Here is a 22,124-nt window from a genome sequence, read left to right on the forward strand (position 1 = left end):
CGGTGAACTTGTGCCAGGCGCCGCCAGTCAGCTAACTGAACGCTCTGGAAAAGGTTGGGTGCTGAATGCGTATCTCGTTGGATCAACAAGTGGCCCTGGTCACCGGCGCCAGTTCCGGGATCGGTGCCGGGGCTGCCAAGGCTCTGGCCGAGGCCGGTGCTGCAGTGGTGCTGAACTACAACGCCCAGGCGGCGCCGGCCCAAGCCTTGGCGGCGCAGATCAATGCCAGCGGTGGCCGGGCGATTGCCCTCGGCGCCGATGTCTCGAAAGAGGCCGATGTCGAGCGACTGTTTGCGCAAACCCTCGACGCCTTCGGCCACCTGGACATTCTGGTGGCCAACTCCGGTATGCAGAAAGACGCCGCAGCCGTGGACATGACCCTCGACGACTGGAACGCCGTCATCGGCGTCAACCTCACCGGCCAGTTCCTCTGTGCCCGCGCAGCCTTGCGTATTTTCAATCGCCAGGGCATCCGCGAAGGTGTCTCCCGGGCCGCCGGAAAAATCATCCACATGAGCTCGGTCCACCAACTCATTCCTTGGGCCGGGCACGTCAACTACGCGGCGTCCAAGGGCGGTGTCGAGATGCTGATGCGCACCCTCGCCCAGGAAGTCAGCCCTCAGCGCATTCGCATCAACGGCATCGCGCCGGGGGCGATTCGCACAGCAATCAACCGCGCCGCCACCGAGGGCGATGCCGAGCAACAACTGCTCAAGTTGATTCCCTACGGTCGGGTCGGCGATGTCGAAGACGTGGCCAACGCGGTGGTGTGGCTGGCCAGCGATGCCTCCGATTATGTGGTGGGCAGCACTTTGTTTATTGATGGCGGCATGAGCCTTTATCCGGAGTTCAGAGGCAATGGTTGATCTGAAGAACGAAGCACAAAGCGCCATTGATGCCCACGGCATCATCGGAGATATGCGCACTGCCGCCCTGGTCAACGACAAGGGCAGCATCGACTTTTTCTGCTGGCCGGAGTTCGACAGCCCGTCGATCTTCTGTTCGTTGCTGGACTCCCCCGCTGCCGGGATTTTCCAACTGACACCGGACTTGCCCGACGCCCGCCGCGAGCAAATTTACCTGCCGGATACCAACGTCCTGCAAACCCGCTGGCTCAGCGATGAGGCGGTGGTGGAAATCACCGACCTGTTGACCATCAGCGAAGAAGTCGACGACCTGCCATTGCTGGTTCGCCGGGTGCGGGTGGTCAGCGGCAAGGCGACGATTCACCTGCGCTGCGCAGTACGCCATGACTACGCCCGTGCGCCAACCCGCGCCACCGCCGACACTGACGACGTGTGCTTTGAGGCGCCTGGTCAACCCGGCCTGCGCCTGGCCAGCAGCCACGCCCTGCAGATCGACGGCGACGCAGCCGTCGCCAGCTTCACCCTGGAACAGGAACAAGGCGCCGAATTTGTCCTCGGCGGCATCGACGATCCCAGGATTGAAAGCACCAGCACCGACCTGTGCCTGGAGCGCACCTTGAAGTTCTGGCGCGGCTGGATCGCCCAGTCCAACTATCGCGGACGCTGGCGGGAAATGGTCAACCGCTCGGCTTTGGCCTTGAAGCTTCTGACCTCGCGTAAACACGGCGCCATCGTCGCCGCCGCCACCTTCGGCCTGCCGGAAACCCCCGGCGGCGAGCGCAACTGGGACTACCGCTACACCTGGATCCGCGATGCGTCGTTCACCGTCTACGCCTTTATGCGCCTGGGCTTTGTCGAGGAAGCCAACAGCTACATGCGCTGGTTGAAGGGCCGGGTCAGCGACTGCTGCGGCGCGCCCATGAAGATCAACATCCTGTATGGCATCGACGGTCGCCAGGAACTGCCCGAAACCGAGCTGAGCCACCTGCGCGGCCATGGCGGCGCGCAACCGGTACGTATCGGTAATGAGGCCTACGACCAGGTACAGCTGGATATTTTCGGCGAACTGATGGACGCGGTGTACCTGGTCAACAAATACGGCGAAGCCATCTCCCATGAAGGCTGGAAACACACCCTGGAAGTGGTGGGTCAGGTCTGTGAAACCTGGAACCACAAAGACGTCGGCATCTGGGAGATGCGCGGCGAACAGCATCACTTTCTGCATTCGCGGCTGATGTGCTGGGTGGCCCTGGACCGCGCCATTCGCCTGGCCTCCAAACGTTCGCTGCCGGCGCCGTTCGCCCTTTGGGACCAGACCCGCCAGGCGATTCATGAAGATATCTGGAGCAATTTCTGGAACGAAGAACGCGGGCATTTCGTGCAGCATATCGGCAGCACCCAACTCGACGGTTCGATGCTGCTGATGCCGCTGGTGCGCTTCGTTGCCGCTACCGATCCGCGCTGGTTGTCGACCCTGGACGCGATCCAGAAAAGCCTGGTGCGCGATGGCATGGTCTACCGCTATCGCAACGACGATAGCCAGATCGACGGCCTGCAAGGCACCGAAGGCGCGTTTGCCGCCTGTTCATTCTGGTACGTCGAATGTTTGGCCCGTGCAGGCCAAGTGGAAAAGGCGCACCTGGAGTTTGAGCAGTTGCTGCGCTACGCCAATCCGCTGGGTTTGTATGCCGAGGAGTTCGACAGCCAGGCACGACATCTGGGCAATACGCCACAAGCGTTGAGCCATTTGGCGTTGATCAGCGCGGCTACGTTTCTGGATCGCAAGCTGAGTGGCGTGAAAACCGTCTGGCAGCCTTGAGGGGGACAAGCCCACCCGCCACAGGTTATTTTGCAATTATCAAAAGCTATGTATATATCGGTGCGACCGTTTTACTGCACCGCCAGATATTCAAGGAAAGAATATGACCCAGCACATACGACGAAGCATAAGCGCCACTCCACGGCCAATCTTGAGCTGAAGTGAGATGTGGGAAGGCAGCGACAAAGGGCTGATCAAATGCTGGGAGGTCGGCCAAGAGTTTGCAGCAAAACAACCTGAGCTTGCACAAGCTTGCCTCGCTGGTGAGCTTCCCCCGCTAGGCTGGAAAGGTGGGGTGAGTCGTAGCCTTAAAAAACTCGAAAAGTTCGGTTCCCTCAACTACCTAGCACAGTGGCAAGGACTTCGCAGTGAGAGCCTTGACATCGATCCTACCTTGGAAACCGCGCTGACCTGTTCGCGCACCCAGATGATCGTCACCTTCACGCCGGACAAGGCTAAATATTTCAATCAGTCCCCCGAAACAGAAAACTAGAGAGCAAGAACGCATGGTCGACCTGTATCAGGAATTCGAAAATAGCCGTTTCTTCCACAAGGCACGTATTGATCGGCGCTCTGCCGATGCGCTGCTCGGCATCACCTCTGGATTGGCAGCCGATGGAAAAATCAATCAACTGGAAGCCGAGTTTCTCAAGACCTGGATCGAAACTCACCTGATCCACCTGGAAGACCCTGTTGTCAATATTCTCTATCAGCGCCTCACCAGCATGCTGAGCGACGGGGTTCTGGATGAGGAAGAGTCCGCAGAACTGTTGGAAATGCTGCGCCAGTTTGGGGGCGTTACCGTAGGCGTTCCCCTACGTGCAACTTCAGCCACAAGCCTTCCACTGAACGACCCTGTTCCTACATTGAATTGGCTGGATCAGGTCTTCCTATTCACCGGCATTATGGCTTATGGGCCTCGCAAGGAATGTGAATCACTGGTCATCGAACGAGGCGGATTGATTGGCAACTCGGTCAGCAAAAAAGTCCATTTCCTGGTGATTGGCAGCGTCGGCAACGAGCAATGGCTTCACAGTTCTTATGGCACAAAGATCAAAAAAGCCGTCGAGTTGAGAAACAGCGGTGCCCCTATAGCCATCATCAGCGAAACCCACTGGCAAAAGGTGTTGTTCGACTGATGCCGATCCTCTCCATCCTCATCCACACCCCCAACTGGCGCGTCGCTACCGAGTGGTACGCCGCTGCGTTTCCAGCGGCCACGCGCGTTTATCACGAGCCGGACGATTTCGGTCACCTGGATATGGACGGTGTGGCTATCGAGATTGTGAATGCCGATAACAAGGTCGCCAGCGGCGCAGCCGGGTCGGTGGTGTACTGGCGAGTGGTGGATATTCAGCAGGAAGTACAGCGGCTGGTTGCCCTGGGAGCCACGCTGTATCGCGGACCGATGACGATTGAGGACGGGCACTGGATATGCCAGGTGCGTGATCCGTGGGGCAATTGCATCGGATTGCGCCAGCCTGGAGGTGCGACATGAGTGCTTTCCCGACCCTGTACACCGAACGCTTGCTGCTAAGGGAGTTGGTCGCCAGCGATGCCCCGGCTCTGTTTTCGATTTATCGCGATGCCGAGGCCATGCAGTGGTTTGGCGTTGATCCCATGACGGACCTGCTTCAGGCCCAGGCCTTGATCGAGACCTTTGCTCAGTGGCGCACCCAGGCCAATCCTGGTACACGCTGGGGGCTGGAATGCGACGGCCAATTGCTGGGCACCTGTGGTTTTTTCAAGTGGAATCGGGGCTGGAGCAGTTGTTCGCTGGCTTGTGAGCTGGCAACCAAGGCTCGGGGCCGAGGGTTGATGGGTGAAGCATTGCGGGCCATGCTCGATTGGGGTTTTGCCGAAATGCAATTGCATCGCGTCGAAGCCCTGGTACACCCGCAGAACCACTCGTCGCTGGCATTGCTTGGACGTCTGGGGTTCGGCAAGGAAGGTACGTTGCGCGGGGCGGGGTTCTGGGCCAGCCAGCGTCAGGACCTGCACATATTGGCGTTACTGGCCCATGATTATCCGACAGCATCCACGGTAATTTCCGGCTAAATCCCCTCAGTCTTCTGTCCCTTCGAACGGAGCACCGATGAACCACATCGCACCGCTGCATTACGTTCGCACCCCGATGCTCGACATAGCCTATGAAGCCCATGGCCCGGCCGATGGCGAAGTGGCAATTCTGCTCCACGGTTTTCCCTACGACCCGCGCGGCTACGACGACATCGCCCCGGCCCTCGCTGCACGGGGCTTGCGGGTGCTGGTGCCCTACCTGCGCGGCTATGGCCCAACTCGGTTTATCAACGCGCACATAATGCGCTCCGGCCAGCAGGCGGCCCTGGCCAAGGATTTGCTGGATTTCATGGATGCTCTGTCCATCGAAAAAGCCGCCCTGGCGGGTTATGACTGGGGCGGACGCGCCGCCTGCATCGTCGCGGCGCTGTGGCCCAAGCGGGTGCGCTGCCTGGTGACGGGCGATGGCTACAACATTCAGGACATTGCGGCGTCGATCAAACCCCGTTCAGCGATCACTGAACATCGCCTGTGGTACCAGTTTTACTTCCATACGCAACGGGGCGTCGATGGCCTGACCGCCAAACGTCGCGAGCTGTGTGAACTGCTGTGGTCGCTGTGGTCGCCGTCCTGGGCGCACGGGCCGAACCTGTACAGCCAGACGGCGCCGTCGTTTGATAACCCGGACTTTGTCGAGGTGGTGATCCACTCCTATCGCCACCGCTTCATGTATGCCCCAGGCGACCCTACGCTGGAAGGGATAGAACAGGCGCTGGTGCAGCCGCCGGCGATTTCGGTGCCGAGTATTTCATTGTGCGGGGCCGACGACGGTGTGGGGCCCGCGCCTGTGCTGGATGATGACCAGGGACGTTTCAGCGGGTTTTATCGACGGAGGGTGCTGCCGGGGGTGGGCCACAATATTCCCCAGGAAGCACCGCAGGCGACGCTTGAGGCGCTGATTGAGGTGCTTGATCGAACGGGGAATGACTGAGCCTGCGCTATCACTGGCTGACGGAAAACCGCTCACGATAGGCCTGGGGCGTCACCGACAAGGCCCGCAAAAAACTGCGACGCAGGGTTTCTTCGCTGCCAAAACCGCATTGCACGGCGATTCGCTTGATCGACGTGGCGCTGTCGGCCAGTTGCCGGCGGGCGGTTTCCACCCGCATCAACTCCACAGCCCGCGCCGGGGTCTGGCCGGTTTCGGCGCGATAATGACGCACAAAACTGCGCTCGCTCATACCCGCCTGAGCAGCCAGGGTCGGGATGCTCAAGTCCAGGCTCAGGTGTTCGGCCATCCAGGCGTGCAACTCGCTGAAACGGCTGCTGCCCTTTTGCAGGGACACTTGTTGTAAGGACAGTGTCACGCTGAACTGAGATTGCCCTCCCGGGCGCTTGAGAAACACCACCAGGTGCCGCGCCACTTCCAGGGCCACGGCACGCCCCAAGTCTTCCTCCACCAAAGCCAGGCACAAATCGATGCCGGCGGTAACTCCCGCGGAGGTCCACACCGAACCTTGCTGGATAAAAATCGGGTTGGCCTCGACCTGCAGTTTTGGGTACTTGAGGGCCAATTCTGCACAGCGGGTCCAGTGGGTCGCCACCCGGCAGCCGTCCAGCAGGCCACTGGCGGCCAACAGGAAAGCGCCGGTGCACACCGAGGTCATCCGTCGCGATTGCCCGGCCTTTTGCCGAACCCAGTCCACCAACACCGGGTCCTCGGCGGCACCGTACACGCCCCAGCCACCAGCAATCACCAGCGTGTCACACGGCGCATCGGCCGCCGGCAGTGGCTCGGCTACCAGGGCCAGGCCGGCGGAGGTCATCACCGGTTCGGCCTGCGAGGCAATCACCGTCACCGCATAAGGCAACGGCAAACCCTGCTGGCGGGCCAGGTCGTTGGCCGAGGCAAACACTTGCAGCGGCCCGGTGACGTCGAGCACTTGCACATTGGGGAACGCGAGCACATGGACAGTTTTCGGCATGATTGGCGTGATTCGTTGGGTAAATGGCGTATGCGCCAAAGACTAGGTAACTAGAGTGAAGCCGTCCATTCATTTATCACGCCGCCTATAACACTTCCCCTATATCAGGAGTTTCGCCATGACCTTGCAGATCGGCTTTGTGTTGTTCCCCGGCATCCAGCAACTGGACCTCACCGGGCCTTATGACGTGCTGGCATCGTTGCCAGATGTGAAGCTGCACCTGATCTGGAAAGACCTGGCGCTGGTCACTTCCAGCACCGGGCTGGTATTTACGCCGACCATGACCTATGACGAATGCCCTGTGCTGGATGTGATTTGCGTGCCGGGGGGTGCCGGTGTCGGACCGTTGATGGAAGACCCGCAGATGCTGGACTTTCTAAAGGTGCAATCGCGAACCGCGCGCTATGTGACGTCGGTTTGCACCGGGTCGCTGGTACTCGGGGCGGCGGGATTGCTGCGGGGGCGGCGAGCGACTACGCACTGGGCTTACCACGACATGCTGACCACCTTGGGCGCGATTGCGGTGCAAGAGCGTGTGGTGCGTGACGGCAATCTGTTCACGGGCGGTGGGATCACGGCCGGAATTGATTTTGCGCTGACGCTGGCGGCGGAGCTGTATAGCGAGGCGGCCGCGCAGTTGGTGCAATTGCAGTTGGAATATGCGCCTGCGCCACCGTTCAATTCGGGCCGGCCGGACACAGCGCCCAAACATGTGCTGGAAGAGGCCAACAAGCGCACGATTGAATCGCGCAAGACTCGCGGTGAGATCGTGGCGCGGGCGGCGGCGCGGCTGGGTTGAAGGTACGGGGCAAAAATGTGCAGGCTTGCCAACTCCCACACTCGACTTGTGTACATCCGCGCAGTCCTCATCTCGACGATTGCTCAATCCATCAGCCAGCGACTAAAATGCGAAATACTATCAATTAAGACTGCTGCGCCAGGTCGGCTCACGTCACCGGGTCAAGCCAGGCATTACCGGCTGGGCGCAGATCAACAGCTACCGTGGCGAAACCGACACCCTGTTCAAGATCCAGAAGCGGGTTGAATACGACCTGGAATACATCGCCAAGTGGTCAGTGTGGCTAGGCCTGTACATCGTTTTCATGACGATCCCGGCCGTTCTTTCCACCAAGGAAGTCTATTGATGAACACCCTCAACGGATTGATTCCGTGCATCATTTCCGGCGGCTCGGGCACGCGATTGTGGCCTGTTTCCCGGCAGAACATGCCCAAGCCGTTCATGCGTATGCGTGACGACCAAAGCCTGTTGCAGAAGACCTTCCTGCGGGCCAGTCATCTGCCAGGCGTGGAAAGCATCCTGACGGTGACCAACCGCGACCTGTTGTTCTGCACCCTCGACGACTATCGCGCCGTCAACAAGGCGCACCTGGCCCTCGACCTGCTGCTCGAACCGTTCGGTCGCAACACTGCCGCCGCCATCGCCGTGGCCGCCCTGCATGTGCAGGAGCATTTCGGTGGCGAAGCGCAGTTGCTGGTGATGCCTGCCGACCATCTGATCCTTGATGAACGTGCCTTCGCCGAGGCCGTGAGTCAGGCCCGCAACCTGGCCGAGGCCGGCTATCTGGTGACCTTTGGCATCCAGCCCGACCGCCCGGAAACCGGCTTCGGCTATATAGAACAGGGCGCGGCCCTGGGTGACGGTTTCCGGGTCAAACGCTTCGTCGAAAAGCCTGACCTGGCTACTGCCCAGGGTTATCTGGACGGCGGCAAGCACCTGTGGAATGCCGGGATGTTCTGCTTCAAGGCCACCACCCTGCTTGAAGAACTGGCCACCCACGCCCCGGCGGTGCTGGATGCGGCCCAGTTGGCGCTGGAACACAGCCAGACCCTGCGCAACAACAGTTGCCGCCAGCGCGAATTGAGCCCGGAAGGCTTCGGCACCGCGCCGGACATCTCCATCGACGTGGCGCTGATGGAAAAATCCGCCCAGGTTGCCGTGGTGCCCTGCGACATCGGCTGGAGCGATATCGGTTCCTGGGAAGCCCTGCGCCAGCTCACACCGAGCGATGAAAACGGCAACCAGATCAATGGAGAGGCGATCCTGCACGACGTGCATAACTGCTACATCGACTCGCCCAAGCGTGTACTCGGCGCGGTCGGCGTGCGCGACCTGATCATCGTCGACACCCCGGACGCGATCCTGATTGCCGACGCCAACCGCAGCCAGGACGTGCGCTACATCGTCGCCGAACTCAAGCGCCGGAACCATCCGGCGTTCAGCCTGCACCGCACCGTAACCCGGCCGTGGGGCACCTACACGGTGCTGGAGGAAAGTACCCGGTTCAAGATCAAGCGCATCGTGGTCAAGCCCAAGGCTTCGTTGTCCCTGCAAATGCACCATCACCGCAGCGAGCACTGGGTAGTGGTCAGCGGCGCGGCGATGATCACCAATGGTGACAGGGAAATCATCCTCAACATGAACGAGTCCACCTACATCCCCGCCGGGCACAAACACCGCCTGACCAACCCCGGCATCATCGACCTGGTGATGATCGAGGTGCAGAGCGGCGAGTACCTTGGGGAAGACGACATCGTGCGCTACGACGATATTTACGGTCGCGCGCCGGTGGATTTGCCAAAGGAGCCGAAGCCCTGGCACCACAGCAAAAAGCCGTTGCTCAGGTGAGGCATTCTGGAGATCTCGTAGAAGGCATCCTGAAAGCGCCACCCGATCCAGCGTCACGCTGGTCGGATAGCGAGCAGCTTAGTCATCCAACGGCTTAGGGGCTGCCGGTTTGGTTGTCTTGCCGGGTTTGGCACCAGCCTTGCCAGCGGCCGGGGCGGCGGGTTGCGGTTCAGCAGGCGCGGCCGCTTCTTTTTCAGCCACGGGCATCTTGTCGACGGCAGCGAAGAATTCCGCAAGATCGAGGGTATCCGGTGGAACAGTCTTTTCCACTTTCTTCTCGCCGTCCTTGCCTACCAGGATCACTTTAGTGCCGGCGCCGGCACCGAGTTTGAGCGCACGAATCAGCGCGTTGGTATCCTGGGCACCCAAGTCCTTGCCGTCGCGCTGGCCAGCGGTGCCAATGTTGGTGTAGTTCACGGTGTAGAGCACCATGCTGCGCTCGGTGAAGAGTTGCTTGTTGGCAGGATCTTCAAGATCTTTCTTGAGCTTGACCTGTGTCGGGTCGATGGAGCTGGGCGCAATAACGATCAGCGGGCGGAACTTGCCTAGATCCTGTTCCAGCGGACCTCGGTTATCCGCAGCCAACAGCGGCCCCGTAAAAGCCATCAAGGTAGCCAGGGTCAGCGACCGGATGAGCATGCGCACCTCCTTCTAATTCCATGCAGGTTCTTGAGTTTCATGTCTGCGACAGTCAAATTCAAGGATGATTCCTACAAGCCTTCCAGAAAGCGTAGGTCAGGACGCCCGCGACGCAAGGGGTTACGTAGCTTCAGGGCTCATTGTTTCTTCTGATTACGCAGCTATGATTGCGCCGCCCAGTCAGGCCAGTGCCGGGCGAACACCGGGGCCACCAACGGTTCGATATCTATCTGCGCCAAGGTCCAGGCAAACTCAGGCCGTGACTGTTGCAACGCATCACGCCCACCCGCCCAGCGCGACACCGCCGCGGCCATGACGCCCAAGGCGTTCGGAACCGATTGCGACGCAAACAGCTGCCCGGCAAATTGATCGGCAAACACGTCCCAGGCCAGATGCAGGCGCTGTCGCGCACCTGCGATCAACTGCGCCTGCATTGCTTGGTCGGCGCTCGCCAACCAGCGTTCTGGATAGTCGATGATGCCAATCGCCGAATAACAGTTGGCGGCGATATACACCAGGCCGCGAATGACTTGTGCGCGGTCGCCTGGCAGCAGGTTTGATGCAGGAAATACCAGGCCCAGGTGAATCAAAATCGCCGCACTTTCCGTCAATACGCTGCCATCGGGCAGTTGCAAGGTGGGGATCTGTTTAAGCGGGTTGACCCGCGCCAGGGCCTCGCTGCCCGGTGTGTCTTCCCAGGAACAGGCATCGACCTGACACCACGGCACACCGCAGCGCTGCAGGGCGATTTCGATGATGCACGAGCCGGTGCCTTGGGTTCCGTAGAGTGTGTACACGGACTGAGCCTCGTGAGGTGGTAGGCTAGAGTATCAATCGCTTAACGGAAGTCCATCATGCACAGCAAACGGGTCACTATCGAAGACTGGGACGGCGACGGCGCCATTCGCCTGCCGGATGAAGCCTTGCAGGAACTGGGGCTGGATGTGGGCGATACGCTGTATATCGTCGAAACCTACGTGGGCACGCAAAAGGGTTTTGTGTTGTCCACCACGCCGAAGATCGCGGACCGGATGGATGAGTTGGTGGAAGAGCTGACCCACATAGCCTCCAGGCAAGCCGTTTAGAACAAACCCATTTGACCGCCGACCAACGTGCCGAAGTCATCATTCACAAACGGCAGAATCGCATCGGCGACAGGCTGCAATTGTCGGGTTACATAGTGGTCGTAGTCGATTGGCGCCTGGCGTATTTCCAGGGGTTCGGGGCCGTTGACGGTGATCACGTAGCTGATCCAGCCACCATTCTGGTACTGACGCGGACGGCCCTGGCGGTCGTTGTATTCGTCTGCCAGGCGCGCGGCGCGCACATGGGGCGGGACGTTGCGTTCATAGTCGCCTAGCTGCCGGCGCAGGCGTTTGCGGTAGATCAGCAGCTCATCAAGCTCACCACTGAGGGTGCGACGCACATAGTCGCGCACATAATCCTGGTGGGGCTGGCGATGGAATATCCGCTGGTAAAGCTCCTGCTGGAATTGCCGCGCCAGGGGCGACCAGTCGCTGCGCACGGTTTCCAGGCCTTTGTAGACCATTTCTTCGCTGCCATCGGCCCGCGTCACCAGGCCGGCGTAGCGCTTCTTACTGCCCTCCTCCGCACCGCGAATAGTCGGCATCAGGAAACGGCTGAAGTGGGTTTCGTACTGCAACTCCAGGGCGCTTTGCAGACCGAACTCGCTCTGCAGGCGCTCGCGCCACCACTGGTTGACGCGTTGCACCAGGTCCAGGCCAATACGTGCGGCGTCCTCCTGGGAGTGGGCACTACCCAGCCAGACAAAAGTGGAGTCGGTGTCACCGTAGATCACTTCATAGCCCTGGGCCTCAACCAGCTCACGGGTCTGACGCATGATCTGGTGGCCGCGCAGGGTGATGGACGACGCCAGCCGCGTGTCGAAGAACCGGCAGCCGCTGGAACCGAGCACGCCGTAGAAGGCGTTCATGATAATTTTCAGAGCCTGGGACAGCGGCGCGTTGTGTTCGCGCTTGGCCACTTCGCGGCCTTCCGATACACGGGCGACGATGGCTGGCAGGCAGTGACGGGTACGGGAAAAACGCGCACCGCGAAAGCCTTCCACCGATTCGCTGTCTTCGGGATAACGCAGACCTTCCACCAGCCCTACCGGGTCGATGAGGAAGGTGCGGATAATTGACGGATAGAGGCTTTTGTAATCGAGCACCAGCACCGACTCGTAAAGGCCGGGGCGCGAATCCATGACAAAGCCGCCGGGGCTGGCCTGGGGTGGTTTGTCGCCGAGGTTCGGCGCGACAAAGCCCTGGCGATGCATCAGCGGCATGTACAAGTGAGTAAAGGCCGCCACCGAGCCGCCGTTGCGGTCAGCCGGCAGACCGGTGACGCTGGCACGTTCCAGGAGAAATTTAAGCAACTCGGTCTTCTCAAAAATCCGCGTCACCAGTTCGCAGTCCTTGAGGTTGTAGCGCGCCAGGGCGGGCTTGTCTTCGGCGAACATGCGGTTGATTTCGTCCATGCGCTGGTACGGCGTGGAAATCGATTTACCTTCGCCCAGCAAGGTCTGCGCGACGTTTTCCAGGCTGAAGGATTCAAAGCTCCAGGTCGCCGAGCGCAGGGCTTCGATACCGTCGATGATCAACCGCCCGGCTGCGGCGGCGAAATAGTGATTGCGACTGCCGTGTTCGCGCCAGCCCATGGCATCGCCGCCACGGCCCAGCAACAGCGGCACGTTCAGGCGTTGGGCATGTTCGTGAAGGACCCGCAGGTCGAACTGCACCAGATTCCAGCCGATAATGGCATCGGGGTCGTGTTGCGCCAGCCATTGGTTCAGGCGTTCAAGCAACTGGGCGCGGCTGTCGCAATAGTCGAGTTTGAAGTCCACCGCGTCGGTTTTGTTGGGCGGGCCGAGCATGTACACCTGGCGTTCACCGCAGCCTTCCAGGGCGATGGAGTACAGGTCGCCCTGGGCGGTGGTTTCGATGTCCAGGGAGACCAGCTTCAGTGGCGGGCGGTAGTCCGGCGCGGGCTTCATCTGCGCGTCCAGCAGTGTGCCGCTACTGTCAGGCGTACCGCCAAACCACACTGGCGCTGTGATAAAGCGCTCCATCATGTAGCGCTCGGGTGGGCGCACGTCGCCTTCGTAAACATCGACGCCAGCCTTGCGTAGGCGCTTTTCCAGGTCCATCAGTTGGCGATGCTGGCGAGTGTAGAGGCCCAGCACGGGGCGATGATGGAAGTCGCACAGCTCAAGGGGACGCAATTGGACATTGCGCTCCCCCCGCAGCAGCATTTCGGCGGGCTTGCGATGGGCGGCCGGGATAAACATCACCGAAGGCTGCACAGGTAAGCGGATATGCCGGGGGCCCTGGTCGGTGGCCAGCCAGAAACTGACCTCCGTGCCCGCCGGGGTATCGCGCCAATGCCGGGTCAGGACAAAACCCTGCTGTAGATCCACCGTGCCGCACCTCAAGAATCGCTTTCAGGGCGTAATTCTACTCGGCATCCCACAAAACACGGCACGTTAACGGAAATTACCTACGTGCACGCACACCTTTATCCAAATGCCAGTCATGTGGACTGACAAACAAGGTAGAACTAGCGTGGGAGCTGCTTTACCTCCCGGTGGTTGGACAGCCACTCGCCAACTGCGTAGTTTTCCAACACCCCCCACAAGGACCCCAGCATGGCCCCCGACCTCACTTCCATCGAACTGTTTCTCAAGACGGTCAAGCTGGGCAGCCTGTCCCGGGCGGCCGAGCAGTCGCATATCTCCCTTTCCGCCGCCAGTCGGCGCCTGTCGTTGCTGGAGCAGCACTTCAAGGTTGCCCTGCTGAGCCGCACGTCCACCGGTGTATTGCCGACGGCAGCCGGGGACGTGTTGGCCCAGCATGCGCAGTCGATCCTGCGGGCGGTGGATGTAATGCACGCCGACCTCGCCGATTACGCCAAGGGCGCCACCGGCCGGGTCTGCCTGTATGCCAACAGTTCGGCGATGAGTCAGGAACTGCCGCGCCAACTGACCCACTGGAACGCGCTGCATCCCGGCATCCGCGTAGATATCCGCGAAGAGCGCAGCCGGGAGATTATCCAGGCCGTGCGCGAAGGCGTGGCTGATGTCGGCATCGTCACCACCCGGCCCAGCGGTGAAGAGTTGCGCTTTGAACCCTACTGCCAGGATCGCCTGTGCCTGATCGTGCCCAGCGACCACCCGCTCAAAATGCGTCATGCACGCTTTGAGGATTTGCTCGGCTATGACTTTGTCGGCCTGGAAGACAACGCCGCCATCACGCCGCTGATCACCGAGGCTGCCGCTGCAATCGGTATGCCCCTGAGGTTGCGGGTGCAGGTGCGCAGCTTCGAAGCGGTGTGCCGCCTGATCGCCGCAGGCCAAGGTGTTGGCGTGCTGCCGCAGGGTGCGGTGCAGATCTTCCGCAAGGAGATGGCCTTGCGCTTTATCGAAATCGACGACAGCTGGGCCGACCGACAGATGTACCTCTGCATGCGCAAGGAACAGCCTTCGCTGACTAGCCTGGCGTTGTTCGACTACTTCAGCGCCTGCAACCGCGCATAACCATCGGCCTTCGAATTTCGCGAAGGCCGATTCCACAATAAGCAATTCCCCAACTGCCACACCTGTGCCAAAAATGCCCCGCCAGAGTTGCCCTTACTTTTGAACAATAAGAAAAACAAAACAGGAGACACGGCGTGTCCAATTCCACGACCAGCCCCATCCACCGCATCGCCGTGATTCCCGGCGACGGCATCGGCCGCGAGGTGGTGCCCGAAGGCCTGCGGGTGCTGGAAGCCGTCAGCCAGCGCTTTGGCATTGGCTTTCACTTCGATCACTTTGCCTGGTGCAGCGAGCACTATCTGGCCCACGGCACCATGATGCCGGACGACTGGGCCGAGCAGATCGGCAGCCATGACGCGATTTTCTTCGGCGCCGTCGGCGCGCCGGACATCATTGCCGACCACACCGCCGTGTGGGAATCGCTGCTGAAGATCCGTCGCCAGTTCGACCAATACGTGAATATTCGCCCAGTGCGCCTGATGCCTGGCGTGCCCTGCCCCCTGGCCGGTCGAGTGCCGGGAGATATCGACTTTATCGTGGTGCGGGAAAACACCGAGGGCGAATACTCCAGCGTCGGTGGGCGGATGTGGGAAGGCACCTCGCGGGAGATCGCCGTGCAGGAGTCGATATTCTCCCGCGAAGGCGTAGACCGGGTGGTGGACTACGCCTTCAAGCTGGCACAGCAGCGACCAAGAAAAAACCTGGTGGCAGCGACCAAGTCCAACGGCATTTCCATCACCATGCCGTTCTGGGACGAGCGGGTGAACCTGATCGCCCAGCGCTACCCGGACGTCAAGACCGCCAAGTTTCACATCGATATCCTCTGCGCCCACTTCGTCCAGCACCCTGATTGGTTTGACGTGGTGGTGGCGTCCAATCTGTTTGGCGACATCCTTTCCGACCTGGGCCCGGCCTGTACCGGCACCATCGGCATTGCGCCGTCGGCCAACCTCAACCCGGAGCGACGCTTTCCTTCATTGTTTGAGCCCGTACATGGTTCGGCGCCGGACATTGCCGGGCTTGGCATCGCGAATCCGATCGGCCAGATCTGGTCGGCGGCGCTGATGATCGAGCACTTGGGAGACGGCAATCCGCGCTATCAGGAAGCCTCTGCGGCTATCGTCAGCGCCATCGAAACGGTCCTCGCCGAAGGCCCTCACACCCGAGAAATGGGCGGCAGCGCCAACACCCTTGAAGTAGGTCGGGCCATCGCAGCATGCGTCGCCGGGAACAGGAGTTGAGCATGAAAAACGCACATTACATCGACAATCAATGGCAGGCCTCCACCTCGCTGGAAGACATTGCGGTGATCGATCCGAGTACCGGTGAAACCTACTCCAGTATTGCCCGTGGCAGCGCTGCCGATATTGATTCGGCCATCAGCGCCGCGCGCCTGGCACTGGGCGAAACCTTCGACGGCCCGTGGGGGGCATTGTCTGCTGTAGAGCGCAGCCGCTTGCTGGCCAAGCTCGGTATGGCGGTACTGGAACATCACGAAGAATTGGCGCAGATCGAAGCGCGGGACACCGGCAAGGCGCTGAAAGTCGCCCGCGCCGACGCCACCGCCCTGGCCCGTTATTTTGAGTATTACGCCGGCGCCGCCGACAAGCTGCACGGCGAAACCCTGCCCTACCAGGCTGGTTACACGGTGCTGACGGTGCGCGAACCCCACGGCGTGACCGGGCACATCATCCCGTGGAATTACCCGATGCAGATTTTTGGCCGCAGCGTCGGCGCGTCGTTGGCGGCGGGCAATGCCTGCGTGGTCAAGCCGGCGGAAGACGCCAGCCTGTCGCTGCTGCGCCTGGCGCAAATTGCCGCCGAGGTGGGCTTCCCGGCAGGTGCGATCAACGTGGTCACCGGCTACGGCTATGAAGCGGGCGCAGCGTTGTGCGCTCATCCGGGCATCGATCACATCTCCTTCACCGGTTCCACCGTTACTGGCACCGCGGTGTCGAAAGCTGCCGCCGAACGCCATTGCCCAGTGACCCTGGAACTGGGCGGCAAGTCGCCGCAAATCGTCTTTGCCGATGCAGACCTGGACGAGGCGCTGCCGGTACTGGTCAATGCCATCGTGCAGAACTGCGGGCAGACCTGTTCGGCGGGTAGCCGCCTTTTGGTGGATCGCAGTATTTATGAAGCGTTGTTGGCAAGACTCAGCCAGCGCTTCTCTGAACTACGCGCCGGTCCATCGACGCTGGACCTGGATATGGGCCCGCTGATCAATCAAAAACAGCAACGTCTGGTGCGTGAGTTTATTCGCGAAGCCGAACAGGCAGGGATCACGGTTGCGGCGCGCGGCACCGTGGTGGCCGAAGCCGGCAGCGGTGGCTATTTCCAGGAAGCAGTGCTGTTTCGCGACGTGCCAGAAGGCAGCCGCCTGGCGCAGCAGGAAGTCTTTGGACCAGTACTAGCGGTAATGCCCTTTGACGATGAGGCCGAGGCCATTCGCCTGGCCAACGGCACCGAATTCGGGCTGGTGGCGGGCGTTTGGACCCGCGACGGCGCACGGCAAATGCGCCTGGCCCGCAAGCTGCGTTGCGGCCAGGTATTTATCAATAACTACGGTGCGGGCGGCGGCGTCGAATTGCCGTTCGGCGGCGTCAAGGCCAGCGGTTATGGCCGGGAAAAAGGCTTCGAGGCACTGCTGGGCTTTACCACCTTGAAGACCATTGCAATCAAACACGGCTGATTCATCACAACAACAAGAAAGGAGAACACTCCATGCGTCTAGCAAACAAAGTCGCCATCGTTACCGGGGCAGGTTCCGGCTTTGGCGAAGGCATCGCCAAGACCTTCGCCCAACAGGGTGCACGGGTTATCGTCGCCGATATGAATGCCATCGGCGGTCAGCGGGTGGTCAATGAAATCGCTGAAAACGGTGGCCATGCACACTTTATCGAGGTCAACGTGGCCAATGATGAAAGCATGGGCGCCCTGCTCCGTGACACCCTGGAGCAATTTGGCGGGCTGGATATCGTCATCAATAACGCCGGCACCACTCACCGCAACCGGCCGATGCTGGAAGTCGATGAAGCGGAGTTCGACCGGGTATTTTCGGTCAACGTCAAAAGCATCTTCCTCAGCGCCAAGCATTTTGTGCCGCATTTTCGCGGCCAGGGCGGCGGCGTATTCGTCAATATCGCCTCGACGGCAGCGATTCGTCCGCGTCCGGGATTGGTCTGGTATAACGGCAGCAAGGGCGCGGTGGTGGTCATGAGCAAGACCATGGCGGCGGAACTGGGGCCGGACAATATTCGCGTCAACTGCGTGAATCCAGTGGTGGGCGCCACGGCGCTGCTCAGTGAGTTCATGGGCGTGCCGGACACTCCAGAGAACCGTCAGAGGTTCATGGCGAGCATTCCGCTGGGGCGCTTTTCCACCCCACAGGATGTGGCCAATGCCTGCTTGTATCTCGCCTCGGACGAAGCGGCGTTCATCACCGGCACCTGCCTTGAAGTCGATGGTGGGCGCTGCGTGTAACTCAACGACTGAAGGGATCAGAATCGATATGTGCGACCTGCATAACAAGAGCAATAACAACGAACCGAACACTAAGCAATTATTGGAAGGCCTGCCAAAGAACTGGGGTAAATGGGGGCCGGACGACGAAGTCGGCGCCCTCAATTACCTGACCGAAGCCGAAGTACTGCGCGGCGTTGCAGCCGTGCGTCAGGGCAAGACCTTTACCCTGCAAGTGCAGATCGGCCATCCGGGCGGCGACCCAATGTGGCCAGCGCGCAATCCGTCCATGCGCTTCAACACCCTAGATCACAGCCATTACCACTTTGGAAAACAGCCGCACATGACCGGCGGCGCAGCGTATTCCGATGACGTGATCTTCATGCAGCTGCAAGGCTCGACCCAGTACGACGCCCTCGGCCACGCCTGGTACGACAATCAATTGTGGAACGGCTACGACGCCCAGAGCACTGTCGGCGGCATGGCCAAGGCCAGTGTGCTGGCCATCGCCGAGCGCGGCGTGGTCGGGCGTGCGGTACTGATCGACATGGCCCGCCATCGCGGCAAGAAGTGCTTGGGCCGTGGCGAAACCTTCAACCACCTGGACTTGCTCGACGCCGCCAAGGCCCAGGGCGTGACCATCGAAAAGCGCGACATCCTGATCATCCGCACCGGCTCCATGGGTGCGTTTTATGAGCTGGGCAAGACTGAGTTCTTCAAGGATTTGATGGAACCGGGGCTGACCTACAGCCGGGAACTGGTGGAGTGGTTCCACGAGATGGAAATCCCCAATCTGGTGACCGACACCATCGCCAACGAGGTGATCACCGATCCGGTGTCCGGGGTACAGATTCCGCTGCATTGCGCGTTGATGCGCAACCTGGGGATCGCCTTTACCGAGATCGTGCTGTTGGAGGATCTGGCCGCCGATTGTGCCAACGACGGCCAGTGGAAGTTCCTCTACACCGCCGCGCCTTTGAAGATTGTTGGTGGCAGCGGCGCGCCGGTGAACCCGGTAGTGATCAAATAGCTCACCCGTCGTAGGACACGGCCTGGGCCTGGGTAGTACCGAAGCATTGCCGGGCATGATCGACCGTGAGTGTGGCGAAGTCCTTGAAATCCGCATCGTTGTCCAGGCGTTTATCGCACAAGGTGTCGTACCAGATTTGCCCGGCCTACTCCCAGGCTGAACCATGGTCGATAAGACGGTGGAAAATGCAGGGTGCTGGAAGGCGCCGAAGGTCGCCAAGTGTAGGTGCAACTGAAGATCACGACAGCTCACAAAGGCTGAATAGACCAATGCACAACCTACGGGTTGCGCGGCGGCTCGCCGTAGGAGCACGAGTTGAAGGTGCCCAGGCCATCGTAGTGCTTCTGGTCGAATAGGTTGTTGTGTTCAGTCCTACCTACAATTGCTTGTCGACTTCGCAGCGGGAGCGGCCCCATGTGCCTTCCCGCGCTCAAGGTAGAATAATCGCCTCTCCCCCCAAACGCCGGCACTTTATGAATAGTCCGCTGAAACCTCTCCATGGCAGCTGTTTGTGCAAAGCCGTGCAATACCAACTGGACAGGCTCGACATGCCTGTCAGCCACTGTCACTGCCAGAGCTGTCGCAAGGCGCATGCGGCGGCATTCGTCGCAACTGCGGGGGTCATGCGTGAGCATTTTCGCTGGGTTCAAGGCCAATCGCTGTTATCGTCGTTCGAATCTTCACCGGGAAAGTTCAGGCATTTCTGCTCGCGCTGCGGCTCTCATCTGATGGCCGAACGAGCGCATCAACCTCATGTGATTGTGCGCGTGGCGACTTTGGATGATGACCCGGGAGACAGGCCTGAATGTCACATCTGGACGTCCCATGATGTACCGTGGCTGGCCTATGAAGGGATAGCTCGGTGGGAGGAATGGAGGGCATGAGTATCCTCACGCCTTCCTGAGCCGGGCTTCAGACGTGGGGATCACCCGGCGCCTTGCTTGGCGTGGCGTATTGCGGCTTCAAGTGGCCGTCCTGATCCAGCAGCCATGCATCCATGATTTGCCGCACTACGGGACCCGCCACACGACCGCCCGCCTCACCGTTTTCGATCATCACCGAAATCACGATTTTCGGGTGCTCCGCCGGGGCGAAACCGACGAACAAGGCGTTGTCTCGGTTGCGCTCCAGGGTCTTCAAGCGGTTGTAGCGCTCGCCCTGCTTGATCGCCACCACCTGAGCGGTGCCACTTTTGCCGGCAATCCGGTATTGCGCGCCGGCTGCGGAAGCCCGGGCGATACCACGAGGGTCGTGCATCACCAACTGCATGCCGTGGTTGACCTGCTCCCAATCCCGCGGATTTCTGAGGACAACGTTGGGCATCGGATTTTCATCTACTGGCGGCACCCCGTTGATGGTCTTGGCCAGATGCGGGCGGTTCCACACGCCTTTGTTGGCGATCAGCGCGGTGGCCTGGGCCAGTTGCAATGGCGTGACCTGCATATAGCCCTGGCCGATGCCAAGGATCACTGTTTCCCCCGGAAACCACGGCTGGCGGCGGGTGGCGCGCTTCCAGGCCTGGGAAGGCATCAAACCGGCGGACTCTTCGAACATGTCCAGGGAAACTTTCTGGCCCAAGCCGAACTCGGCCATGTAGTCGTGCAAGCGATCAATGCCGAGCTTGTGGGCCAAGTCATAAAAGTAAGTGTCGTTGGAGCGCATGATTGCAGCGTCCATATCCACCCAGCCGTCGCCGCTATGGTTCCAGTTGCGGTATTTGTGGTCGAAATTCGGGAGCTGGTAGTAGCCAGGGTCGAACACTCGGGTCTGGGCGGTGACTACACCGCTGTCGAGACCGGCGATGGCCACTTCCGGCTTGATGGTCGAACCTGGCGCGTAGAGTCCGCGCAACACTCGGTTGAACAGTGGCCGGTCTAGGGAGTCATGCAGCGCGGCGTATTCCTTGAAGCTAATGCCGGTGACGAACAGGTTCGGGTCAAAACTCGGCTTGCTGACCATCGCCAGGACTTCGCCGGTTTGCGGATCAAGGGCCACCACCGATCCTCGGCGATCGCCCAAGGCTTCTTCGGCAGCTTCCTGGAGTTTGACGTCCAGGCTGAGGACGATGTTTTCCCCCGGGATGGGGTCGGTGTGCTTGAGCACCCGAAGGACACGGCCTTGAGCGTTAGTTTCGACCTCTTCATAGCCGACGTGGCCGTGCAACTGCGACTCGTAGAAGCGTTCAATACCGGTTTTGCCGATGGATTGCGTGCCACGGTATTCAACCGAGTCCAGCGACTTGGATTCTTTTTCGTTGATGCGCCCGACGTAGCCAATGGAGTGGGCAAAGTGCGCCCCCAATGGATAGTGACGAACGAACTGCGGCTCCACGTCCACACCGGGAAGGCGGAACTCGTTGACGGCGAGCACGGCGATCTGTTCTTCGGTCAGCTCGTAAAAGAGCGTCACGGGCACGAAGGGGTGACGCGCCTGCTTCAGCGCCTTATCGAATACCGTGCGGTCTTCGGCTGGCAGGTGCAGGAGGCTGACGATGGAGTCCAGTTCGCCCTTGAGATCAGCGGCGCGCTCGCGAGTGATGGTCAGGTTGTAGCTGGGTCGATTGTCAGCTAGGACTACGCCATTGCGGTCATAGATCAGCCCGCGGGTCGGGGTAATCGGTAGGACATGGACCCTGTTGTTTTCCGAAATAGTGGAGTGATAGTCAAACTCCACCACCTGCAGGAAATACATCCGCCCTACCAGGGCGCAGGTAATGCCGACCACGAACAGCGCACAGGCCAATAGCCGCTTGTTGACCAGGCGGTTTTCTTTTTCGTGATCTTTGATGGGTATCGGTTCAGGCATTTCTACAGCATCTCGTTGAATAAGATAGGCACCGCCTCCTACGTCTGAAAAATACGTCCCTGTGAAAATCTGCTGCACCATACCAAAAATGCCGAAACACTTTGCATCGCTTTCCCCAACGGCAATCCTCCGAGTCTGATTCGTGCTTGTGTATCAATATTACTGTTCCTATTCATGCATTTTTCTTCGTTCTGGGCGTGTGGATACTCGACAGAGGGATGGACTTTAGCATTGAAGGCGACTGGCAGGCGCTCGCTCATACTTTTCCATCGCCCAAAACAAAACCCCATCTGCTTT

General features: G+C 60.2%; 22 protein-coding genes and 2 pseudogenes. 17 read left to right on the plus strand and 7 right to left on the minus strand.

What is annotated here, in order from left to right; genetic code table 11:
- Window positions 1–65: 65 nt before the first annotated feature.
- The 7 genes and pseudogenes from AAEZ06_RS14620 to AAEZ06_RS14650 all read left to right on the plus strand — a co-directional run bounded on the left by AAEZ06_RS14620 (window position 66) and on the right by AAEZ06_RS14650 (window position 5,695).
- Window positions 66–866 (plus strand): glucose 1-dehydrogenase, encoded by an 801-nt coding sequence (locus AAEZ06_RS14620; protein WP_149413676.1) that lies wholly within the window; start codon window positions 66–68, stop codon window positions 864–866.
- Window positions 859–2,685, plus strand: a complete 1,827-nt coding sequence (locus tag AAEZ06_RS14625; RefSeq protein WP_350614946.1) for a glycoside hydrolase family 15 protein — start codon at window positions 859–861, stop codon at window positions 2,683–2,685. Before AAEZ06_RS14620 ends, AAEZ06_RS14625 begins: the two co-directional genes overlap by 8 nt.
- Before the next feature lie 103 nt (window positions 2,686–2,788).
- A pseudogene (locus AAEZ06_RS14630) lies at window positions 2,789–3,178 on the plus strand (hypothetical protein).
- Between the two features lie 13 nt (window positions 3,179–3,191).
- Window positions 3,192–3,824 carry a BRCT domain-containing protein gene (locus tag AAEZ06_RS14635; protein ID WP_149413678.1) on the plus strand — a complete coding sequence of 211 codons (633 nt, stop codon included), beginning with the start codon at window positions 3,192–3,194 and terminating at the stop codon, window positions 3,822–3,824.
- Entirely contained in the window at window positions 3,824–4,183 is a 360-nt protein-coding gene (locus tag AAEZ06_RS14640; protein WP_149413679.1) for a VOC family protein, read from the plus strand. The genes AAEZ06_RS14635 and AAEZ06_RS14640 overlap by 1 nt, the downstream gene beginning before the upstream one ends.
- Window positions 4,180–4,743 (plus strand): GNAT family N-acetyltransferase, encoded by a 564-nt coding sequence (locus AAEZ06_RS14645; RefSeq protein WP_350614949.1) that lies wholly within the window; start codon window positions 4,180–4,182, stop codon window positions 4,741–4,743. The genes AAEZ06_RS14640 and AAEZ06_RS14645 overlap by 4 nt, the downstream gene beginning before the upstream one ends.
- Window positions 4,744–4,780: 37 nt before the next feature.
- Complete coding sequence (locus AAEZ06_RS14650) at window positions 4,781–5,695, plus strand: alpha/beta fold hydrolase (protein WP_350614951.1); 915 nt, start codon at window positions 4,781–4,783, stop codon at window positions 5,693–5,695.
- Window positions 5,696–5,705: 10 nt separating this feature from the next.
- Here AAEZ06_RS14650 and AAEZ06_RS14655 read toward each other — a convergent pair whose 3' ends face one another.
- The gene (locus tag AAEZ06_RS14655) at window positions 5,706–6,689 is read right to left on the minus strand and encodes a GlxA family transcriptional regulator (protein ID WP_350614953.1); all 984 of its coding nucleotides are present in this window, start codon (window positions 6,687–6,689) and stop codon (window positions 5,706–5,708) included.
- Between the two features lie 118 nt (window positions 6,690–6,807).
- On the opposite strand from AAEZ06_RS14655, the gene inhA reads away from it, so the two are divergent.
- From inhA to AAEZ06_RS14670, 3 genes and pseudogenes are all read left to right on the plus strand, one after another.
- A complete protein-coding gene (inhA, locus tag AAEZ06_RS14660; protein WP_350614955.1) occupies window positions 6,808–7,488 on the plus strand; it encodes an isonitrile hydratase in 681 nt (226 codons plus the stop codon).
- A 139-nt stretch (window positions 7,489–7,627) separates the two neighbouring features.
- Window positions 7,628–7,834: pseudogene (locus AAEZ06_RS14665) on the plus strand (sugar transferase); the annotation flags it as partial.
- Window positions 7,834–9,336 carry a mannose-1-phosphate guanylyltransferase/mannose-6-phosphate isomerase gene (locus AAEZ06_RS14670; protein WP_149413684.1) on the plus strand — a complete coding sequence of 501 codons (1,503 nt, stop codon included), beginning with the start codon at window positions 7,834–7,836 and terminating at the stop codon, window positions 9,334–9,336. The pseudogene AAEZ06_RS14665 and the gene AAEZ06_RS14670, both read left to right, overlap by 1 nt.
- A 78-nt stretch (window positions 9,337–9,414) precedes the next feature.
- Here AAEZ06_RS14670 and AAEZ06_RS14675 read toward each other — a convergent pair whose 3' ends face one another.
- Together AAEZ06_RS14675 and AAEZ06_RS14680 are read right to left on the minus strand one after the other, a co-directional pair.
- The gene (locus AAEZ06_RS14675) at window positions 9,415–9,975 is read right to left on the minus strand and encodes a DUF4174 domain-containing protein (protein WP_149413685.1); all 561 of its coding nucleotides are present in this window, start codon (window positions 9,973–9,975) and stop codon (window positions 9,415–9,417) included.
- 161 nt (window positions 9,976–10,136) lie between these two features.
- Complete coding sequence (locus AAEZ06_RS14680; RefSeq protein ID WP_350614958.1) at window positions 10,137–10,772, minus strand: glutathione S-transferase N-terminal domain-containing protein; 636 nt, start codon at window positions 10,770–10,772, stop codon at window positions 10,137–10,139.
- A 57-nt stretch (window positions 10,773–10,829) separates the two neighbouring features.
- On the opposite strand from AAEZ06_RS14680, the gene AAEZ06_RS14685 reads away from it, so the two are divergent.
- The gene (locus tag AAEZ06_RS14685) at window positions 10,830–11,060 is read left to right on the plus strand and encodes an AbrB/MazE/SpoVT family DNA-binding domain-containing protein (protein WP_149413687.1); all 231 of its coding nucleotides are present in this window, start codon (window positions 10,830–10,832) and stop codon (window positions 11,058–11,060) included.
- On the opposite strand, the gene AAEZ06_RS14690 is transcribed toward AAEZ06_RS14685, so the two are convergent.
- Window positions 11,057–13,414 carry a DNA polymerase II gene (locus AAEZ06_RS14690; protein ID WP_350614960.1) on the minus strand — a complete coding sequence of 786 codons (2,358 nt, stop codon included), beginning with the start codon at window positions 13,412–13,414 and terminating at the stop codon, window positions 11,057–11,059. The genes AAEZ06_RS14685 and AAEZ06_RS14690 overlap by 4 nt on opposite strands.
- 228 nt (window positions 13,415–13,642) lie before the next feature.
- Between AAEZ06_RS14690 and AAEZ06_RS14695 the strand changes: the two genes are divergently transcribed.
- The 5 genes from AAEZ06_RS14695 (at window position 13,643) to AAEZ06_RS14715 (ending at window position 19,022) form a co-directional block, all read left to right on the plus strand.
- Window positions 13,643–14,530: a LysR family transcriptional regulator gene (locus tag AAEZ06_RS14695; RefSeq protein ID WP_350614962.1), complete on the plus strand. Its 888-nt coding sequence runs from the start codon at window positions 13,643–13,645 to the stop codon at window positions 14,528–14,530.
- 134 nt (window positions 14,531–14,664) lie between these two features.
- On the plus strand, window positions 14,665–15,771 hold the full coding sequence (locus AAEZ06_RS14700) for a tartrate dehydrogenase (protein ID WP_350614964.1): 1,107 nt from the start codon (window positions 14,665–14,667) through the stop codon (window positions 15,769–15,771).
- A gap of 2 nt (window positions 15,772–15,773) precedes the next feature.
- Complete coding sequence (locus AAEZ06_RS14705; RefSeq protein ID WP_350614966.1) at window positions 15,774–17,222, plus strand: aldehyde dehydrogenase family protein; 1,449 nt, start codon at window positions 15,774–15,776, stop codon at window positions 17,220–17,222.
- Window positions 17,223–17,254: 32 nt separating this feature from the next.
- Window positions 17,255–18,013, plus strand: a complete 759-nt coding sequence (locus tag AAEZ06_RS14710; RefSeq protein WP_149413690.1) for an SDR family oxidoreductase — start codon at window positions 17,255–17,257, stop codon at window positions 18,011–18,013.
- Window positions 18,014–18,041: 28 nt separating this feature from the next.
- Complete coding sequence (locus AAEZ06_RS14715; protein ID WP_149413691.1) at window positions 18,042–19,022, plus strand: cyclase family protein; 981 nt, start codon at window positions 18,042–18,044, stop codon at window positions 19,020–19,022.
- Between the two features lies 1 nt (window position 19,023).
- On the opposite strand, the gene AAEZ06_RS14720 is transcribed toward AAEZ06_RS14715, so the two are convergent.
- Window positions 19,024–19,158: a hypothetical protein gene (locus AAEZ06_RS14720; RefSeq protein ID WP_371923862.1), complete on the minus strand. Its 135-nt coding sequence runs from the start codon at window positions 19,156–19,158 to the stop codon at window positions 19,024–19,026.
- 337 nt (window positions 19,159–19,495) lie between these two features.
- On the opposite strand from AAEZ06_RS14720, the gene AAEZ06_RS14725 reads away from it, so the two are divergent.
- Window positions 19,496–19,906, plus strand: coding sequence for a GFA family protein (locus AAEZ06_RS14725; RefSeq protein WP_149413692.1), 411 nt, complete (start codon window positions 19,496–19,498; stop codon window positions 19,904–19,906).
- 28 nt (window positions 19,907–19,934) lie between these two features.
- Here the strand turns inward: AAEZ06_RS14725 and mrdA are convergent, their stop codons facing one another.
- On the minus strand, window positions 19,935–21,827 hold the full coding sequence (mrdA, locus tag AAEZ06_RS14730; protein ID WP_149413693.1) for a penicillin-binding protein 2: 1,893 nt from the start codon (window positions 21,825–21,827) through the stop codon (window positions 19,935–19,937).
- A gap of 38 nt (window positions 21,828–21,865) precedes the next feature.
- Window positions 21,866–22,124 (minus strand): hypothetical protein (locus AAEZ06_RS14735; RefSeq protein WP_350614969.1); only part of this gene is annotated, 259 nt, incomplete at its 5' end.

This window comes from Pseudomonas sp. HY7a-MNA-CIBAN-0227, assembly GCF_040310325.1.
Taxonomy (GTDB): domain Bacteria; phylum Pseudomonadota; class Gammaproteobacteria; order Pseudomonadales; family Pseudomonadaceae; genus Aquipseudomonas.

What these genes read in the sequence shown, in the direction of transcription:
- AAEZ06_RS14620 (WP_149413676.1), top strand. Translation starts at nt 66, where the DNA reads ATGCGTATCTCGTTGGATCAACAAGTGGCCCTGGTCACCGGCGCCAGT.
- AAEZ06_RS14625 (WP_350614946.1), top strand. Translation starts at nt 859, where the DNA reads ATGGTTGATCTGAAGAACGAAGCACAAAGCGCCATTGATGCCCACGGC.
- AAEZ06_RS14635 (WP_149413678.1), top strand. Translation starts at nt 3,192, where the DNA reads ATGGTCGACCTGTATCAGGAATTCGAAAATAGCCGTTTCTTCCACAAG.
- AAEZ06_RS14640 (WP_149413679.1), top strand. Translation starts at nt 3,824, where the DNA reads ATGCCGATCCTCTCCATCCTCATCCACACCCCCAACTGGCGCGTCGCT.
- AAEZ06_RS14645 (WP_350614949.1), top strand. Translation starts at nt 4,180, where the DNA reads ATGAGTGCTTTCCCGACCCTGTACACCGAACGCTTGCTGCTAAGGGAG.
- AAEZ06_RS14650 (WP_350614951.1), top strand. Translation starts at nt 4,781, where the DNA reads ATGAACCACATCGCACCGCTGCATTACGTTCGCACCCCGATGCTCGAC.
- AAEZ06_RS14655 (WP_350614953.1), bottom strand. Translation starts at nt 6,689, where the DNA reads ATGCCGAAAACTGTCCATGTGCTCGCGTTCCCCAATGTGCAAGTGCTC.
- inhA (WP_350614955.1), top strand. Translation starts at nt 6,808, where the DNA reads ATGACCTTGCAGATCGGCTTTGTGTTGTTCCCCGGCATCCAGCAACTG.
- AAEZ06_RS14670 (WP_149413684.1), top strand. Translation starts at nt 7,834, where the DNA reads ATGAACACCCTCAACGGATTGATTCCGTGCATCATTTCCGGCGGCTCG.
- AAEZ06_RS14675 (WP_149413685.1), bottom strand. Translation starts at nt 9,975, where the DNA reads ATGCTCATCCGGTCGCTGACCCTGGCTACCTTGATGGCTTTTACGGGG.
- AAEZ06_RS14685 (WP_149413687.1), top strand. Translation starts at nt 10,830, where the DNA reads ATGCACAGCAAACGGGTCACTATCGAAGACTGGGACGGCGACGGCGCC.
- AAEZ06_RS14695 (WP_350614962.1), top strand. Translation starts at nt 13,643, where the DNA reads ATGGCCCCCGACCTCACTTCCATCGAACTGTTTCTCAAGACGGTCAAG.
- AAEZ06_RS14705 (WP_350614966.1), top strand. Translation starts at nt 15,774, where the DNA reads ATGAAAAACGCACATTACATCGACAATCAATGGCAGGCCTCCACCTCG.
- AAEZ06_RS14710 (WP_149413690.1), top strand. Translation starts at nt 17,255, where the DNA reads ATGCGTCTAGCAAACAAAGTCGCCATCGTTACCGGGGCAGGTTCCGGC.
- AAEZ06_RS14715 (WP_149413691.1), top strand. Translation starts at nt 18,042, where the DNA reads ATGTGCGACCTGCATAACAAGAGCAATAACAACGAACCGAACACTAAG.
- AAEZ06_RS14725 (WP_149413692.1), top strand. Translation starts at nt 19,496, where the DNA reads ATGAATAGTCCGCTGAAACCTCTCCATGGCAGCTGTTTGTGCAAAGCC.
- mrdA (WP_149413693.1), bottom strand. Translation starts at nt 21,827, where the DNA reads ATGCCTGAACCGATACCCATCAAAGATCACGAAAAAGAAAACCGCCTG.